Source organism: Eubacterium callanderi, from assembly GCF_900142645.1.
GTDB lineage: Bacteria > Bacillota > Clostridia > Eubacteriales > Eubacteriaceae > Eubacterium > Eubacterium callanderi.
In genome coordinates, this window is the sequence record NZ_FRBP01000005.1 from 177,871 (window position 1) to 193,627 (window position 15,757).

15 protein-coding genes are annotated in these 15,757 nt (G+C 58.1%); 14 read left to right on the forward strand and 1 reads right to left on the reverse strand.

Annotation, left to right across the window (positions count from 1 at the left end):
• The first annotated feature begins 188 nt into the window (after window positions 1-188).
• The 10 genes from BUC22_RS21490 to BUC22_RS07970 all read left to right on the forward strand — a co-directional run bounded on the left by BUC22_RS21490 (window position 189) and on the right by BUC22_RS07970 (window position 8,026).
• Entirely contained in the window at window positions 189-680 is a 492-nt protein-coding gene (locus BUC22_RS21490) for a hypothetical protein (RefSeq protein WP_123876027.1), read from the forward strand.
• Between the two features lie 105 nt (window positions 681-785).
• A complete protein-coding gene (locus tag BUC22_RS07935) occupies window positions 786-1,259 on the forward strand; it encodes a phage antirepressor KilAC domain-containing protein (protein WP_013378939.1) in 474 nt (157 codons plus the stop codon).
• The gene (locus tag BUC22_RS07940) at window positions 1,256-1,909 is read left to right on the forward strand and encodes a hypothetical protein (protein ID WP_013378940.1); all 654 of its coding nucleotides are present in this window, start codon (window positions 1,256-1,258) and stop codon (window positions 1,907-1,909) included. The genes BUC22_RS07935 and BUC22_RS07940 overlap by 4 nt, the downstream gene beginning before the upstream one ends.
• Window positions 1,867-2,085 (forward strand): hypothetical protein, encoded by a 219-nt coding sequence (locus BUC22_RS21495; protein ID WP_143163933.1) that lies wholly within the window; start codon window positions 1,867-1,869, stop codon window positions 2,083-2,085. The genes BUC22_RS07940 and BUC22_RS21495 overlap by 43 nt, the downstream gene beginning before the upstream one ends.
• Before the next feature lies 1 nt (window position 2,086).
• Entirely contained in the window at window positions 2,087-2,326 is a 240-nt protein-coding gene (locus BUC22_RS22615) for a helix-turn-helix domain-containing protein (protein WP_070081131.1), read from the forward strand.
• A 37-nt stretch (window positions 2,327-2,363) separates the two neighbouring features.
• Window positions 2,364-2,600 carry a DUF1659 domain-containing protein gene (locus tag BUC22_RS07950; protein WP_013378943.1) on the forward strand — a complete coding sequence of 79 codons (237 nt, stop codon included), beginning with the start codon at window positions 2,364-2,366 and terminating at the stop codon, window positions 2,598-2,600.
• Between the two features lie 38 nt (window positions 2,601-2,638).
• Window positions 2,639-2,875 (forward strand): DUF2922 domain-containing protein, encoded by a 237-nt coding sequence (locus BUC22_RS07955; RefSeq protein WP_013378944.1) that lies wholly within the window; start codon window positions 2,639-2,641, stop codon window positions 2,873-2,875.
• Window positions 2,876-2,898: 23 nt separating this feature from the next.
• The gene (locus tag BUC22_RS07960) at window positions 2,899-3,474 is read left to right on the forward strand and encodes a YcbK family protein (protein ID WP_013378945.1); all 576 of its coding nucleotides are present in this window, start codon (window positions 2,899-2,901) and stop codon (window positions 3,472-3,474) included.
• A gap of 279 nt (window positions 3,475-3,753) precedes the next feature.
• On the forward strand, window positions 3,754-6,630 hold the full coding sequence (locus BUC22_RS07965) for an EAL domain-containing protein (RefSeq protein ID WP_013378947.1): 2,877 nt from the start codon (window positions 3,754-3,756) through the stop codon (window positions 6,628-6,630).
• Window positions 6,631-6,646: 16 nt separating this feature from the next.
• The gene (locus BUC22_RS07970; RefSeq protein WP_013378948.1) at window positions 6,647-8,026 is read left to right on the forward strand and encodes a sensor domain-containing diguanylate cyclase; all 1,380 of its coding nucleotides are present in this window, start codon (window positions 6,647-6,649) and stop codon (window positions 8,024-8,026) included.
• 75 nt (window positions 8,027-8,101) lie between these two features.
• On the opposite strand, the gene BUC22_RS07975 is transcribed toward BUC22_RS07970, so the two are convergent.
• Complete coding sequence (locus BUC22_RS07975) at window positions 8,102-10,240, reverse strand: putative bifunctional diguanylate cyclase/phosphodiesterase (RefSeq protein ID WP_013378949.1); 2,139 nt, start codon at window positions 10,238-10,240, stop codon at window positions 8,102-8,104.
• 259 nt (window positions 10,241-10,499) lie between these two features.
• Between BUC22_RS07975 and BUC22_RS07980 the strand changes: the two genes are divergently transcribed.
• From BUC22_RS07980 to BUC22_RS07995, 4 genes are all read left to right on the forward strand, one after another.
• On the forward strand, window positions 10,500-11,969 hold the full coding sequence (locus BUC22_RS07980) for a sensor domain-containing diguanylate cyclase (protein WP_013378952.1): 1,470 nt from the start codon (window positions 10,500-10,502) through the stop codon (window positions 11,967-11,969).
• Window positions 11,970-12,009: 40 nt separating this feature from the next.
• Window positions 12,010-12,327, forward strand: coding sequence for a hypothetical protein (locus BUC22_RS07985; RefSeq protein WP_013378953.1), 318 nt, complete (start codon window positions 12,010-12,012; stop codon window positions 12,325-12,327).
• 252 nt (window positions 12,328-12,579) lie between these two features.
• Complete coding sequence (locus tag BUC22_RS07990) at window positions 12,580-14,835, forward strand: SpaA isopeptide-forming pilin-related protein (protein ID WP_073382675.1); 2,256 nt, start codon at window positions 12,580-12,582, stop codon at window positions 14,833-14,835.
• A 255-nt stretch (window positions 14,836-15,090) separates the two neighbouring features.
• Window positions 15,091-15,756 carry a hypothetical protein gene (locus BUC22_RS07995; protein WP_013378955.1) on the forward strand — a complete coding sequence of 222 codons (666 nt, stop codon included), beginning with the start codon at window positions 15,091-15,093 and terminating at the stop codon, window positions 15,754-15,756.
• Window position 15,757: the final 1 nt, after the last annotated feature.

Here is a 15,757-nt window from a genome sequence, read left to right on the forward strand (position 1 = left end):
ACGGCTACTGGCTGGCGCATGGGGCCATGCCCCAGGTGATCCAGTGTACGCCCGCGCAGCCGCTGCACTGCGAAAACCGCGTGTCCTACAAGACCACCAAGAACCAGACAAGGCCCCGGCTGAAGGTCTGCGATGCCGAGCTCGTCTACAACAGCAGCGAGCTGCGCGGCCCAACCGAGGTGGAGGGCGTGCCCACCTTTTTCATGATCGAGGTGCACCGCTGCCCGGACTGCGCCGAGCGAAGACAGGCCGATCCTGGCTTTGGCGGACAGGTGAGCCACCGCATCCTCACCGCCGACATGGTCAAGTACAGCTCCCACCTGTCCGGCGTTTTTGAGGACATCCTCCTGGAGGACATTGTGCCCGGCCGGCCGGTGGCCTTTCCCTTCAGCGAGGAGCACGCCCGCCGGATAAAAACACAGTTCGGGGCCCTCATCGCCCTGGCAAGGGAGCTGGTGGGCGCGCTGTACGCCCCGGTGCCGGAGCCTTTATACCGCGTGCCCCAGGGCGTGCGGCGGGACCGCCGTGACAGCGGCAGGGAACGCCGGGCCCAGGTCATCGCCTACGCCCAGGCCTTTACCGCCAGGCGGCCGGGAGCGCCGCTCATGAGGGGCTGGTACAGCCGCCTCCTTCAGTTTTTCGCAGATGTCAATGGGGATACCGCCGCCGTCCCCCGATAAAAAAGTGCGGTTCTCAACGGATTATTCCTGTTTTCAGCTTCCTTGTTCAGGTACCCTGTAGGTACACCCAAGCGGTGAACCTAAAAACTGCAAGGAGGTAATAATATGCAGAAGAAAACAACGACAGAACTATTGGAAGCGTTTTTTACAGGGGGCTTGTTTGCCACGCCCGAAAACGAGGAGACCGAGCTGATGGAGGCCATCTCCCGCAAGCTCATCGAGTTTGCCTGTATTCTGGGAACTGTGGCCGTGGACGCCCGTTTTGCCAGAGAGGCCATGGGCACCACAGAGGCCTTTCCGGTCAGCGAGATCGCCGCTGACTATGGCCGCAGCGCCCAGGCCTTTAACAAGCTGCTCCGCGACCAGGGCATTCAGTACAAGCGGGGAAAACGCTGGTACCTGTACGACCGCTACCAGAACCGCGGCTACACCGCCACCCGGCTCACCGCGCGCGATACCGGCGGCCGCGTGCGCACCTTCAGCAGCATGCAGTGGACCGTTAAGGGGCGGCGCTTCCTGTACGACTTTCTGCGGGAGCAGGGCATTCATCCCACCGCCGGGAAGGAGGCCCGGCCATGAACTACCTCACCGAGCACCTGAGCTTTTACGTCTGGCTAGAGAGCCACCCCAGGAGCACTGCTTTTCAGAGCTTCTGGAACTATCTGCTCGTGCGCAACAACCGCGCCGCCTTTATGGGTGAGGACGGCTTCATGTACTGGCCCGTGTGGTACACAGTGCCCAACGACGACCTGCGAAGGCTTCTGGGCGAACCGGACGCCAAACGCATCTGGGAACACCGCCGCAGGCTCATCGGGGAAGGGCTCATCGAATACCGGCCTGGTTCCGGCGGCCAAAGTGGTGTGTATGCCCTCATCCCCTTTGAAAGGGGCCAGACACGTCTGCAGGTTATTCCCCAGGGCGGCGGCGAAGCCGTCACCGCCTGGACCCCTTACCAGAACAGTGCGCGGACAGCCGCCGGAGCGCCCCCGGAAGGCCCGGCGGAACAGCGCGCGTTTTCTTCTGATTATAATCATATAAATCATAAATATATAAATGCTAAAGAGCCTTGCCGGTACGAAGGGGAACCGCCCGTGCCTTACTTCAACCAGCTTCCCATGCTCACCGGGGAGGAGATGGAGCGCCTGAGTGCCATCCACAAGGATGACGCCTCCCTCGTCGAGGCCATGTGGGCCCTGAAGGAGCAGAAAAAGCAGGAAGAGGAGAGCTGATGCGGCACAAAAGAGAGAACGGTTACGAGCCCTACCGCTGCCGGGCCGAGGCGGTGCTCCTGACCACCGTCCACGCCCGCAGCCCCGAGGAAGCCGAAGGTCTGCTGCAGGACCTGCTGGACGCCATCGAGGACGATTACCCCGGCCTGCTTTTTGAAGGCATGTGGGTGGACTGACATGGGCAAGCGCACTGCCAGATGGGCAAGGGCCCACCGCGCCCGCCTCGGCCTCACCCAGCCCCAGCTGGCTGAGACGGCGGGCATCAGTCTGAGCACCGTGACCCGGCTGGAGCGGGGCAGCCCGGTAAGGGACTATGTGCTCGAGGCGCTGGAGGACCTGTTCGAGGACAGGCGCCCCGGCGAGGATGGTCAGAATCCTCACTTTCAGCTGACCATATACCAGGACCTCCTGAGGTGATAAACTGAGAGCATCACAACGAAAGGAGGACAGCCAAATGGCATACCAACAGGATAAAATCGGCCATGAAATGAAGCTCATCTTCAACTACGGCGAGGTGAACGGCAGCGTCAAGAAAAAGAGTAAGACCTACTCCGGCCTCAACCTGGACATGGCCGTCGCCACTACCGAGGCCATCACCCGCACCGGAAAAGCCATCGGAAAGCTCTGCACGCCCATCGTGAATGACATCCAGAACTACATGGGCTACAGCAACACCGAGGTTTCTGCGTAAGGCAGTTCCGCGAAATCTGAGAGAAAGGAGGAATGACCATGGAGACAACAACCACCACCAAAGCCCTGGACCTGGAGTTTGAGCTGGAAAACGGCAAGAGCTTCACCGTCACCTGTCCCGACTATCTGGACGACCTGACCCAGGAGCAGATCGCGACCCAGGCCGCTGAGATCATCGCCGCCGGGGCCTTTGCCCCAGACGGCTTCAATCTCACCAAGCTCAGGAGCTTTGAGTACATTGACAAAACCACCCGGAAAACCGAAATCGAAGCGTAGAAGCTTCAGAAAGGCAAAGAGCAATGAAAACCATCCGAAAGAGAACCGCCCTGCTGATCCTGGCGGCCCTGACCGCCGCCGGCATCCTCTACTTTGCCCGGGAGCTCAACTGGGCGCCCGCCCGGCAGAACCCGCCGCCCGCCCAGACCGAGGCGCCAAAGCCCCCAGAGCCGGACACGCCAGAGGCGCCGCCCGAAGCCACGCCCCCGGAAACCCCCGAGCCGCCCGGGCAGCCTGAGAGCGGCGCTCTCGAAAAACAGCCCGTCATGGTGAGCGAGCACTTCGCAAGAGACGAGTACCGCTGCGACTGCGCGGGCTACTGTGACGGCTTTCCGGCCGAGCCCCAGCCCGGGCTGGTAAGCCGTATCGAGGCCCTGCGCCAGGCCGTGGGCGCGCCTGTTATCATCACCTCCGGCGTCCGCTGTGAAGAACGCAACGAGGAGGTGGGCGGCGTGGCCTGGTCCTTCCACAAGCGCGGCGCCGCCGCCGACCTCTACAGCCCCGGCGTCCCCGTCGGCACCCTGGCCGCCCTGGCCAAAGACTGCGGCCTCAACGTCCTGCCCTACTACAGCAGCGGGTATGTGCATGTGGAGATATGAGAAGAGCGCCCGCCTGTACACTCCGGCTTTTTCGCCGCTAAAGTTGCCTGAAACACCTCAGGCAGCTTTTTTTTGCGCCGCATGACCGCTGTATGACCAAACCGATTCATAATAGACGAAAAATAGGAAGAATCAGCGCTTACCTGATCCAGTATTAAAGCAATCGGTTTTTAATATTTTCAGGTAACTTTTTTACACAATTTAGCTTATTCAGATGTATAGTAGATGATAAATAGCTCATGATAAAGCAGTTGTTGTTAAAAGACTGGAGGTTTTTTTATGGAAAATTTATTTAAAAATATGGACATGGATGCCGGCATACTCTATGACCTGTTGTCTTCAATATGCAATGACTATCTTTACATATGGGACACACACAAGGACTTGTTCCAGGTATCGCCTAACATGGTATCTGATTTTGGATTTGAGGAGAGCGGTATGGCCCATTACAGACAGACCATGCTCGAAAGGATTCATCCCCGGGATTACGAGCGGCTCAAAAAGCATTTTGCGGGCCTGTGGCATTCCGGCGAGGAAAGCTTCTCCCTCAATTACCAGATGTTAAACGCTTCTGGGTCCTATATCTGGGTCAACGACCAGGGCCGCGTAAGACGGAACCCCCGGACAGGCGAGCCCATGGTCATTCTGGGCGCCATGAAAAGCCTGGAGGGATGCGAGTACACAGATGATGTGACCGGGCTCATGCACCACCGGTTCTGTCAGGAAAAAATACAGAGCATTCTGGACGAGGCCCCGGAAATCCGGTTCAGGCTCATGCTGCTGGGCATTGACGAGTTCAACAAGATCAATACCCTCAACAGCCGCGCCTTTGGGGATCAGGTATTGAAGGCTACGGCTGAGAATCTTTTGCAGGCCCTGCCCGAGGAGGTCAATCTCTACCGGTACGAGGGTGACCAGTTCCTGGTGGCCGGCGCAGGCGCCACCCGGGAGGAGATGTTAAACATTTACAGGCACGTCCAGCAGTACGCCCTGCGCTCCCACCGTGTCGAGGGGCAGCCCTGCCGGTTCAGCGTGTCTGCGGGTCTGGTAGCCTACCCCGAGGACGGGGACAACTGGTCCGACTTGGAAAAAAAGGCGGCCATCGCCCTCAAACGCGCCAAGCTCAACGGAAAAAACCAGTGTGTGGAGTTCAAGCATAGCATGCTCAGAGAACAGATTGATAACCAGCTGCTCACCAACTGCATGGCCGAGAGCGTGGAGAAGGACTTTGAGGGCTTCCGCCTGGTGTTTCAGCCGCTGTGCGGGGCCCGGGAGCTCACCATCATCGGCGCCGAGGCGCTGCTGCGCTACCGCATGCCCGACGGGCGTGAGATTTCGCCGGTCGAGTTTATCCCGTTGCTGGAGAACAGCCGGCTCATCATCCCCGTGGGGCTGTGGGTGCTGGAGCAGGCCGCGGCCGTATGCCGGGAGTGGATGAAGTGGATACCCGATTTCATGATGAACGTCAACGTTTCCTATATCCAGCTGAAAGAGACGGATTTCTGCCAGAAGGCCGAGGCGGTTCTGCGCCGTCAGGGCCTGGCGCCAGAAAACCTGGTGCTGGAGCTGACGGAGAGCTACTTTATGAAGGAGGACGACAACGTGCGGGACGCGCTGCGCCGCCTGAGAGGCCTGAAGCTGCGCCTGGCCATGGACGACTTTGGCACAGGCTACTCCTCGCTGGAACGCCTGGCCGACCTGGAGGTGGACATTGTCAAGGTCGACCGCTTCTTTGTGCAGTCACTGCACATCAGCCGGCATAACCGCGACTTTATCGAATCCGTTATCCGCCTGTGCCATAACCGCCGGAAAAAGGTATGCGTGGAGGGGGTGGAGACCCAGGAGGAATGGGAGAGCATCAGGCTCATGAACGCAGACACCATCCAGGGTTTTTACATCTCCCGCCCTGTGGAGCAGGACTTCTTCTTCAGCCATTACGTGGCCGCGAGCTTTGACGGGAAAGGCCTGCTGGGCGCCATCGACCGCAAGCGGCTCCAGGACCATCTTGTCAATGACCGGGAGCTTTTGTTCGCCATGATGAACGCCACGCCCCTGTCCCTGATGATCTGGAACCGGCAGTTTGAAATCCTGGCCTGCAATGAGGAGGCTGTGCGCCTCTTCGGCGCAGAGAGCCGGAGCGCCCTGATCGAGGGCTTTAACAGCTACTCCCCGCCCACCCAGTTGGACGGCGAAAACAGCGAAATCGGCGTGCACGACCGCATTGTCGAAACCTTTTTAAAGGGGCGGAACCAGTTTAAGTGGCTGCATGTGGACCACCAGGGCCGCCGGCTTCCCGTCGAGGTGACCTGTGTCAGAATCCCTTACCAGGACGACTGCGTGGTAGCCAGCTACGCCAGGGACCTGCGCGCCGAGCTTGAGGCTGAGCAGAGCGGCAGGCGGTTCCGGGAACGCCTGCGCGCCCTGCTGGACGCCACGCCTCTCTGCCTTAACCTCTGGAACAAGCAGTTTGAGAACACCATGTGCAATAAAGAGGCCATGAAGCTTTTCGAGCTTGAGGACGAGCGTGATTATCTCGAGCGCTTTTACGAGCTCTCGCCCGAGCGCCAGCCTGACGGACAGCTCAGCGTGGAGAAAGCCAACACGAAGATCACCGAGGCCATGCGGACCGGCCGGGCCCAGTTCCGCTGGCTGCACCAGCGGCTGGACGGCACGCCCATCCCCTGCGAGGTCACCCTTGTGCGCATCGAGCACCTCGACGATGATGGCAGCGCCATGGTGGCAGGGTATACCAGAGATCTGCGGGAGCAGGCAGCGGCTGAGAAAATGCAGCGCGTCCTGTCCGCCCGTGTGCGCGCCGTCATGGACGCCACGCCCCTCTCCTGTATCCTGTGGAACGTGAGGGAGGAGATCCTGGACTGCAACCAGATGGCCGTAAAGCTGTTCTCAGCCGGCAGCGCCGAGGACGTCTTAAAAGATTTTGACAGCTTTCTGCCGCAATACCAGCCCGACGGCACGCCAAGTCTTGATAAAAAAGAAACCTATTTCAAAGAGGTGAAAGAAAAGGGCCACTGTTCCTTTGAATGGCTGTACGAGAACCGGCAGCGCGAAAAAATTCCCTGCGAGGTGACCCTGGTCCGGGCCGCCATGGAGGAGGACGAGGACATCATCATTGCGTACAACCGAGATTTGAGATGATGGGAGAGAGGAAAAAATGACACAAAAGGTGAAAGAGACAACACGCATGGAGCTGGCGGAGGTGTTGGCAGGAAACCAGGTGGAGACCGAAAACGTCCTGCAGGCGCTAAAGATGATCCGGGAGAGCATCGCCTTTGACGGCGGAGCCGTGTACCAGGCCGAGCGCTCCGGACGCTTTTATCTGGCGGAGCAGCAGGCGGCAGGCCAGTGCGCCGCCGCGCCCAGTTTTGAGACAGAGTGCGCCGCGTGGCTCGCCCAGCAGGCCGTAATCTGCATTGGGCGCGGTGGGCATAACGGGCAGCGGGAGACAGAGCTTCTCGATCTTTTTGGGGCAGACGCCCTGGTCATGTCGCCGGTGGCAGACGAGAACTGGGAGCTCCATGAGCTGGTGGTATTTTTTGACCGGGACCAAGAGAAGCTGCCGCCGGAGACCGCGGTCCGGCTCCCCCTGCTCCTCCTGACCAGGTACCTGTCGGTCCGGGTCTATCAGAGCAAGCTCTGGCGCGCCCGGCGCTCTCTTGAGAGTGTCCTGGACAACACAGGCATCGACATCTACGTCAATGATTTTAACACGCATGATATTTTGTATGTGAACCAGTCCATGGCAGCGCCCTACGGCGGAAAGGAGCAGTTTTTGGGCAAGAAATGCTGGCAGATACTGTTTCCGGGCCAGAACGGCCCCTGCGCTTTCTGCCCCCAGGAGAAAATCGCTGACGAGGACGGCAATCCTACCAAAGTCTACACCTGGGATTACCAGCGCCCCTTTGACGGCGCGTGGTTCCGGGTGTTCAGCGCGGCCTTCCAGTGGGAGGACGGCCGGATGGCCCACGTGGTCAGCAGCGCGGACATTACCGACAACAAGCAGAAGGAGGCCCTCATACAGTACATGGCTAACTACGACGCCCTCACCGACCTGCCCAACCGCCGGATGCTCCTGAGCGAGGGCCAGGCGCGGATCAGCCAGGCGCAGCCGCCGGAGAAGCTCTACCTCATGTTTTTCGACATCGACGGGTTTAAGGCCATCAACGACGCCTACGGGCACGACGCCGGCGACGCTTTCCTGTTGCAGCTAAGCCGGTTTTTCTCAGAAATCCCGCTGCTGCAGGAGGCCATCTACCGCAACGGCGGGGACGAGTTTGTCGCCCTGGTCGGCGGTGAGGCCATCACAAAGGAGAATATCCGAAACCTGTCCAGGTTCATCCACCTGCGCTTTAACAGGCCCTGGGTTTTGAAGGAGGGGCAGGCATTCTGCAATACCAGCATCGGCGTGGCGTGCTATCCAGAGGATGGGAAAAGCATCGAGACGCTGCTTCGCACAGCCGATTTAGCCATGTACCAGGCCAAAAAATCCGGTCCTGGGCATGTCTGCTTTGGCAGCGAGCTCAAAACAAAGTAAAAAAATAAATGGGAAAATGAAAAGCCCGAACGGGGCGCCCCTTTGACAGAGGCGCCCCGTTCGGGCTCATTTTATTCAGTGCGGGTACGCGGGCGCCCTGAACGTCTTTTTCGTGCGGTAGTAGGTATTAAAGACCTTTTCGCTAAGGGGCTTGGAGAAATAATAGCCCTGTCCCAGCAGGCAGTGGTATTTGAGCAGCAGCGCGTACTGCTCCTCGGATTCGATGCCCTCGGCCAGAGAGATGATGTTGCCGAAATCCTTGCAGATCAGGATGACATTCTTGACCAGAGCCTGCTTTTTCTTGTTGCCAGTCAGGTCCTGGAGCATGGACTTGTCGATTTTGAGCTCTGTGAAGTCCAGCTCGCCCAGGATGGAGAGGTTGGAATAGGCTGTGCCGAAATCATCCAAGGAGATGGAAAACCCGGCCGCGTGGAAGGTGTTGATCAGCGCGTTCAGCGCCGCGTTCTCAACCTTGCTGACGCTCTCCGTGATCTCAACAGTGACGTCCTCCGGGGCGACGCCGTATTGGCCGCACACGTTCTGGAGGGTTTTCACGATGTTGGTCTCCATCAGCGTGACCCGGGAAAAATTGACAGAGCCGCGCAGCCTGTCGCCCCGGTCGTGCCACTTTTTAAGCTGGGCGCAGAGCACCTCAAAAACGTATAGGTCGATGTGCCGGATGATGCCCTCGCGCTCGTACCGGGGGATAAAATGGTCCGGCGTGATGAGCTTTCCCCCCGGCCCCTTTTTGCGGATCAGGGCTTCGACGCCCACAATTTTGCCGGTGGCCAGCTCCACCTGGGGCTGGTAGACCACTGTGAACTGGTGGTTCTGAATGGACTGGAGCAGGTGGGCGGCCTGGCCGGTGCGGCTGCCGCGCCCCTCCCGCAGGATTGTGTCATAGTATTTCTGCTTTTCGGAGTACATGAGCTCATCGGCCAGGATAATCTCGTTCTCGATATTGTATTCCCCCTGCTTCCAGAGGGAGCCGATGGAGACGTCCACGTTTTTATCCTGGTCAAAGGCCGCCTTGACATCCGCGACTTTCTGTTCAAAGCTGGCCTGGGCGCAGTCGATGCTCAGGGCGATGAACTCATCGCCGCCAATGCGGAAGGCGCAGTCCGGGAAAAAACGCTTCAAAATCATCGCGGACTGGGTGATGATGTAGTCCCCGTACTGGTGGCCGTAGCCGTCGTTGGCGGCCTTGAGGCCGTTGATGTCAATGTAGACAATGCCCAGGGAGTCGGGCGGCGACAGCTTCAGCCCGTCTAAGAATTTCTGGTAGTAGTTGCGGTTGCTGAGCCCGGTCAGGAGATCCCGGTAGCTGGCGTACTCCAGGTCGAGGAGCAGCCGCCGCTTCTTGAGCTCATCAATGACAAAGGTGGAGACAGAGCGCAGCAGGGTCCAGTCCCGGGTGTTGGCAGACGGGTTGTCCACGCCCAGAAAGCCCGTGATCCGGCCATCCTGGATAAAGGGCGCCGCCGCCACCGACTGGATCCCCTGCTGGTTCAGAATGTTGTACTCGGGGGAATCCTGGGCGTAGTCCTCACGCACAGAGTTGATGTAGAAAAAGCCGTGGCGCTCAAACTTGGCTCCCCAGTCCGCCAGCAGCTCCAGGGGAAGCTGCTGCAGGTTATCCTTCTCGGAGGAGATGTGGGGCTGGCACCACTCGTAGGTGTTGTTGGCGCAGTCCTGCTCAAAGTCATATTCAAAAATGTAAGTCCGGTCAGCCGCGTAGAAATCTCCCACGGTCTCTAAAAAACGGTCGATGGCCACATCGGCGTCGTTCTCGTAGGCCAGAAGCTCAATGCACTTGACCAGCATCTCCTCCATGGTCAGCTGGTTGAGGATGCTGTCAATCTTTGCCTTGTCCTTTGAGATGTCCCTGATCACCTCCAGGCGGTAGGGATGGCCGTCAATTTCGATGAGGCTGTCCTCAATGCTCGCCCAGCATTTCAGGTGCTGGTTGTAGAACTCCCATTTATAGGGCGCGTCCGTCCGCAGCTTGTGGTTAGTGCAGAAGGCGCACGGCGCGTCCAGGCCCTGTATCAGCTCAAAGCATTTTTGGTTCAGGTACTCCTCAGGCGCGGTCAGCCCGCACAGCTCCATGGCGGCAGGGCTCAGAAATTTCAATTCATAGCTGTCCATATCCGCCACGTAGGCGATCGTTTTCCTGGAACACATGATCAGCCACGCGAAATCCTTTTTATTCATAGCGAAATCCTCTCTCCATCCAAAGGATAATATTTTTATAGTATTATACTTTTTAAAATGGCATCTGTCCATCAGAAATTTTAAGGCGGCCCTTTTTTATTGCGTATGACCGCCGTATGACCAGAGGTATTTATAATAAGAACAAACTGGAATGGTGTACCCATTTTCATGCTCAGTACAAAAGCAAAGCGTTACAAGCGGGCAGAGGAGCGCGCGGCAGGCTTCCGGTATTGTAACTTCTTTGGGAAAGGACAGGCCCATGAAAGAGCTCCATCGAAAATCGCTGTACCACTATGCAACCGCCCTTTTTGTGTTCCTGTGCTATCTTGGTATGTGCATCGCGGTCTTTTTCTACGGTATCCAGCATGCCGTAGAGGGGACTACAAGGGCACAGCTTGCGGAAAACGTCACAAAGCAGTGCGACCATCTGAAGGACGTCATTGGCCTGGAGTTTGAGAACCTGGAGGGCGTGGCCGCCTATCTGGGCGGGCAGGAAAACCCTGTCAAAATGGAGAACGGCGACCTGCTGAGGGCCATGGTCAGCGAGAGTGCCTTTGTGCGCATGACCTACGGGACAAAGGACGGCACCGGCTACGCCAGTGATTTGCCGGAGCTGCAGGATATGAGCGGGCAGGCCTTTTTTAAAGAAGCCATGAAGGGCAGCCGCGTGGTCAGCGACCCCATCGAGAGCCCCCTTGACGGCACCGACCTCATCGTGCTGGCTGTGCCGGTCTATGACAGCAGCGGCGGCGTCACCGGCGTGCTGGCCGGGAGTTTTGACGTCAGCCGCCTCAGCGAGATCTTCTTCGGCGACCTGTACGGCGGCGCCGGCTATGTCTACATCATCAACAGTGCGGGCGAGTCCATCATGATGGATAAAAAGCACGGGGAGGACCGGAGGGGTAAAACCTTCTTCGCGTTTTACAGCGATGTCACCTTTGAAAAGGGCGACTCTCTCGCCCAGGTGCAGGCCGACCTGGCAGCCGGTACTGGCGCGGTCAGGCGGGTCCGCCGGGATGAAGACATCCGCTACCTCACCTATGAGCCTGTCGGCTACAACAACTGGTTTGTCTGCTACGTGGTGCCTGAGAAGAACGCCCAGCAGGCCTACGCCTTTATCCGGGACTATGAGATCGTGCTCTCCCTCTTTGTGGTGGCCGGGCTCATCATTCTGCTGGCAGTGCTCCAGTACACCAACGTGCGGGACCGCAGGCTACTTGAGGTCAAGGCCCAGACCGACGCCATGACCGGGCTGCTGAACGCAGTCAGCACCCGCGAGAATGTGGACGTCTGGCTGAAAAACGGCGAGTGCCGCGGCATGCAGGCCCTCATCATGCTGGACGTGGACCGGTTCAAGGATGTCAACGACACCTACGGCCACGCCGTGGGTGACGAGGCCCTGCGCCAGTCCGCAGCCCTGCTGAAACGGCACTTCCGCGGCAGCGACATCGTGGGACGTGTGGGCGGCGATGAGTTTATCGTCTTTATGAAAAATATTCCCGGCGGCACCATTGTGTCGTCCCAGCTGGAAAAGCTCTGCCAGGCCTTTCACGCCATCCGCATCGCGGAGGCCCAGGATCTGCGGCTTACCTGCAGCGCGGGTGCGGCCCTGGCCCCGGCGGACGGCGGAGATTTTGACACCCTGTACAAAAAGGCCGACCTGGCCCTGTACAGCGTGAAGCGCGGCGCCCGGGACGGCTTTGCCATTTACAAGGACAGCGGGTCATGAGGCAGGAATTAAAGGATAGAATAAAGGGAGGCGAGGGGCCATGATAAAACACAGAACAGCCGCCATTCTTTTCAGCATCCTGCTGATCCTTGGACTGAGCGCCATTGGGACCGGCCGCGCTTACGCGGCCCAGCAGCCTGCCAGGAACCCCCTCTATGCCAACCAGAGCGCCGGACAGGAGCCCGCGGCTGACGGGGAAAACGCCGCCGAGGTGGTTGAGGGGAGCCCGACCCCGCTGGCGCAGCCCATCGACGGCAAAAACGGCCCGTCGCCGCTCATGCTCTGCGGCATTGCAGCGGTGGTGGTGGCCGTGGTGACCGCGGCGGTCATCCTGAGGAAAGCCCGTAAATTTGAGTAACCGGCATTAAAAACAGCCCCGGCGTGGAGAGCCGGAGCTGTTTTTGTTTTTTGATCAATATCCGGCAGAGCTGGCCCGGAAAAGGGGGCGGTCGGCGCTTCATGCTTAGAGATATAAATAATTCATCATTATAGCGAAAAATGCTATGTCACATACGTGTCAATTTCTGGCCGTGAATCTTATAAACCGGAATTGTTTTATCCATAACGCTTGTATAGAATATGAGTATAACATATTAAGGAGTTAAGCAACATGGAGAAACACATTAGAAGTACAGCCAGAAAATTTATAGCGCTTGCTTTTGCCATATTCTTTGCCTTTGGTGCCATGCCGGCAGCCTTCGCTGAGGGCGATACCCAAAGAGATTTAACCAATGTCCTGACCGATTTAGATGTCGATATGAGCCTGAAGCAAACAAACGGCACCACTGTGCCCATCATTGTCGATAACGAAAAGGACCCCAGTTTTAATGAAACCCTGGTTTCAGGCAGCACCATTATTTTCGGTATTACCTGGAACCTGGAGGAAGAAAATTTTTACGGTCAGGTAAAGGAAGGCGACTATTTTACCATTGACCTGCCCGCCGACCACTTCACCTTCCGTGACACTACCCTGAACACGCCGCTGGTTTACAACGGCGAAACCCTGGGCCACTGGGGCGTCCAGAACAATAAAATCCATTTTACCCTGACCGATACCGGCGCCCAGAAGCGTTACATCAGAGGCCATTTCAACGCCAGCGGCACCCTCAAGGCCGCTGAGTCCGGCGATATTGTGATCGAGGTCGGCGGGGTGACCCTGCCGCCGGTTCCGGTGAAGCCCTCCACGCCTTCCACCCCGGACCCGGACGTTGATTTCCCAGCTGAAAATTACATCCCCTCACCCCAAAAGCCGCTATCTAAAACCGGCTCCACTTATACGGGCTCTGAGACCATCACCTGGAACCTCGCGGTCAACTTCGACAATCTGCTCACTGCCGCCGTGCACAGCAATCCTGCCATCACCCCGCTCAAAAACGCCGTGATCGAGGATACCCTGGAAAAGGACCAGACCATCAAGTCGATCAATATCCAGAGCCTGCTGTACCGGCCCAGAAACGCAGACGGAGAGCTCAGCACCCAGTGGGCCTCCTCCATCAACGTCATCTCACAGTTCACAGCGCTGAATCAGACAGCCGACGAAAGCCTTGACGATTTTAAAGACCGGGTCACAAACTACGGCTCACCCGCCTACGGTATCAGCGCCGATCAAAAATACCTGGTCATCAGCCTGGGCGACGTGCCCGGAAACGGCGTGAAGCTCGCCGCGGATGACGCCGCCCTGCGCGCCAAGATCAAGTCGTCCAACAGCCGCCTCACCGACGCCGAGCTCGACACCATGGTCAAATCCTGGGGGACAGGCGGCATCGCCGGGGGAGAAGCTGTCGGCTACTATATCACCATCCAGGCCGAGACTGGCCGGGCCTATGAGCAGTACAGCAACACCGCCACCCTCACCACCACCGATAATGCGCCCATCGAGTCTGGAAAATCCGTGATTTTGGAGGATCTGGACGGCGGCATCGAGGCCGGGGAGCCCCACAGCGTGCGCCTTGAAAAGCGGAGCGCCGAGGATGGGACCCTTCTGGAAAACGCTGCTTTCCAGCTGGAAGTCCAGCGAGACGGCGTATTCATGCCCTACGTGCCCACTGACGGCGGCGAACCGGTCCGCGCCACCGGCGCGGATGGCATGGTGGAATTTAAAAAGCTGGGCTCCGGCACCTACCGCTTTGTGGAAACCGCCGCGGCCCCGGGCTACGATAAGGACAGCGTGGCCTACAGCCCCGAAACCTTTACCATCAGCACAGAGGACACCGAGGGCGTGGTGGTCACCGCCACCAACCTGCCCCTGACGGATAAACCGCCTGTTGACCCCATCGAGCTTACGGGCAGGGTCAGCCTGAAAAAGGTGGACCAGGCCGATCCGCAGAAAACCCTTGAGAACGCGGCGTTCAGGCTCTATGAGCGCCAGCCGGACGGCACGGCGCTTTACTATAAGGACGCCAATAATGGTCTGCCCCTCTGGAGCGCCAACCCCGACGAGGCCCAGACCTTCACCACCGACGCCCAGGGCATGATCACAGTGGATCACCTGTTGCTGGGAACCTACTATTTCGAGGAGGTCACCCCGCCGGAGGGCTACCGCCTGAGCACCACCGCCCTGGCCTTTACCCTGGATGAAAATGACATCGAGACAGGCAAGAGCGTTGTCTTTGAAAACACAAAGACCGAAACCCCGCCGGCCGACCCCGAGAACCCAGAGCCGCCGAAGACCCCGGAAACACCAGAGCCGCCGGAGACACCAAAAGCCCCGGCCGCCCAAAAGCCTGCCGTCCATAAAACGGAAGGCCCGATCGCCGCGGGCGCCAACCCCAAGACCGGCATCGCAGACATCAGCTCCGCTGTCACCCTGCTGCTGATCCTGGCAGGCGGCAGCGCGGGAATCATCGGATTGAAAAAGAGAAGATAGGAAAAGTGAAAGCCCCGGGATGCTCCGGGGCTTTTTGCGCCTTTGAGCCGGGTTCATCACAGTGCATCGGTAAAAAGGCCTGACTTTAAAATTGTAAAGCTACCCAAAATGTGGTAACATAATAGGAAGCAAAGTTTCGTCCTGCCCGGTGATGTGTGACTGCTGTGTGACAAATTCCGCGTATAATCATAGTAAAGATCGCAGAATATCGAGGTGAAAACCCTTTAAATCAATTGATATAAGGAGCGGAATCCAATGAAAAAGAAAAGAAATATCCTGATCGTCATTGCCATTATCGCCATCGTGGCGGCAATCGGCAGCACGATGGCGGCTTTTGTAGCCTCGACAACCACCACCAAGGACGTGTCCGCAGCAGAGCTGGGCATCAAAATCGTGCAGAACGGAGACGCCGCCAAAGCCGTTAAAAGCCTGGACGCAGCGGGGGACAGCAAGGCAGGCTACCAGTACGCAGGCATGCCCGGCGATACGGTGCAGGAGCATGTCGCGGTCAAGAGCGACGCGAACAGCAAAGACAGCTATATCCGTGTCACCATCAACCGGAGCTGGACCGACAAAGACGGAAAGAAAGATTTCAAGCTTTCCCCAAAAGAGATCGGCATTGCAAGGGACAATGACAGCTGGCTGGTCACCGAAGACCCGGAAGACCCAGAGATCATCTACTGTTATTATACCCGGAAGGTCGGAGGAAATACCCAGACCGAAAACGTGATGGACAGCTTTACCATCTTAAAAGATAAAGTAACTGAGAACAGCAACGCCTACGCAGGCTACAGCGCCAACATTACCTTTGAGGCCGACGCCGTCCAGGCAGAGGCCGGAGCAAAAGCCATGCTCGCCGAATGGGGCATCATGGCAGAGCTTGACGCAGAAGGCAACCTGACAGGCTATACCGAACAGTAGG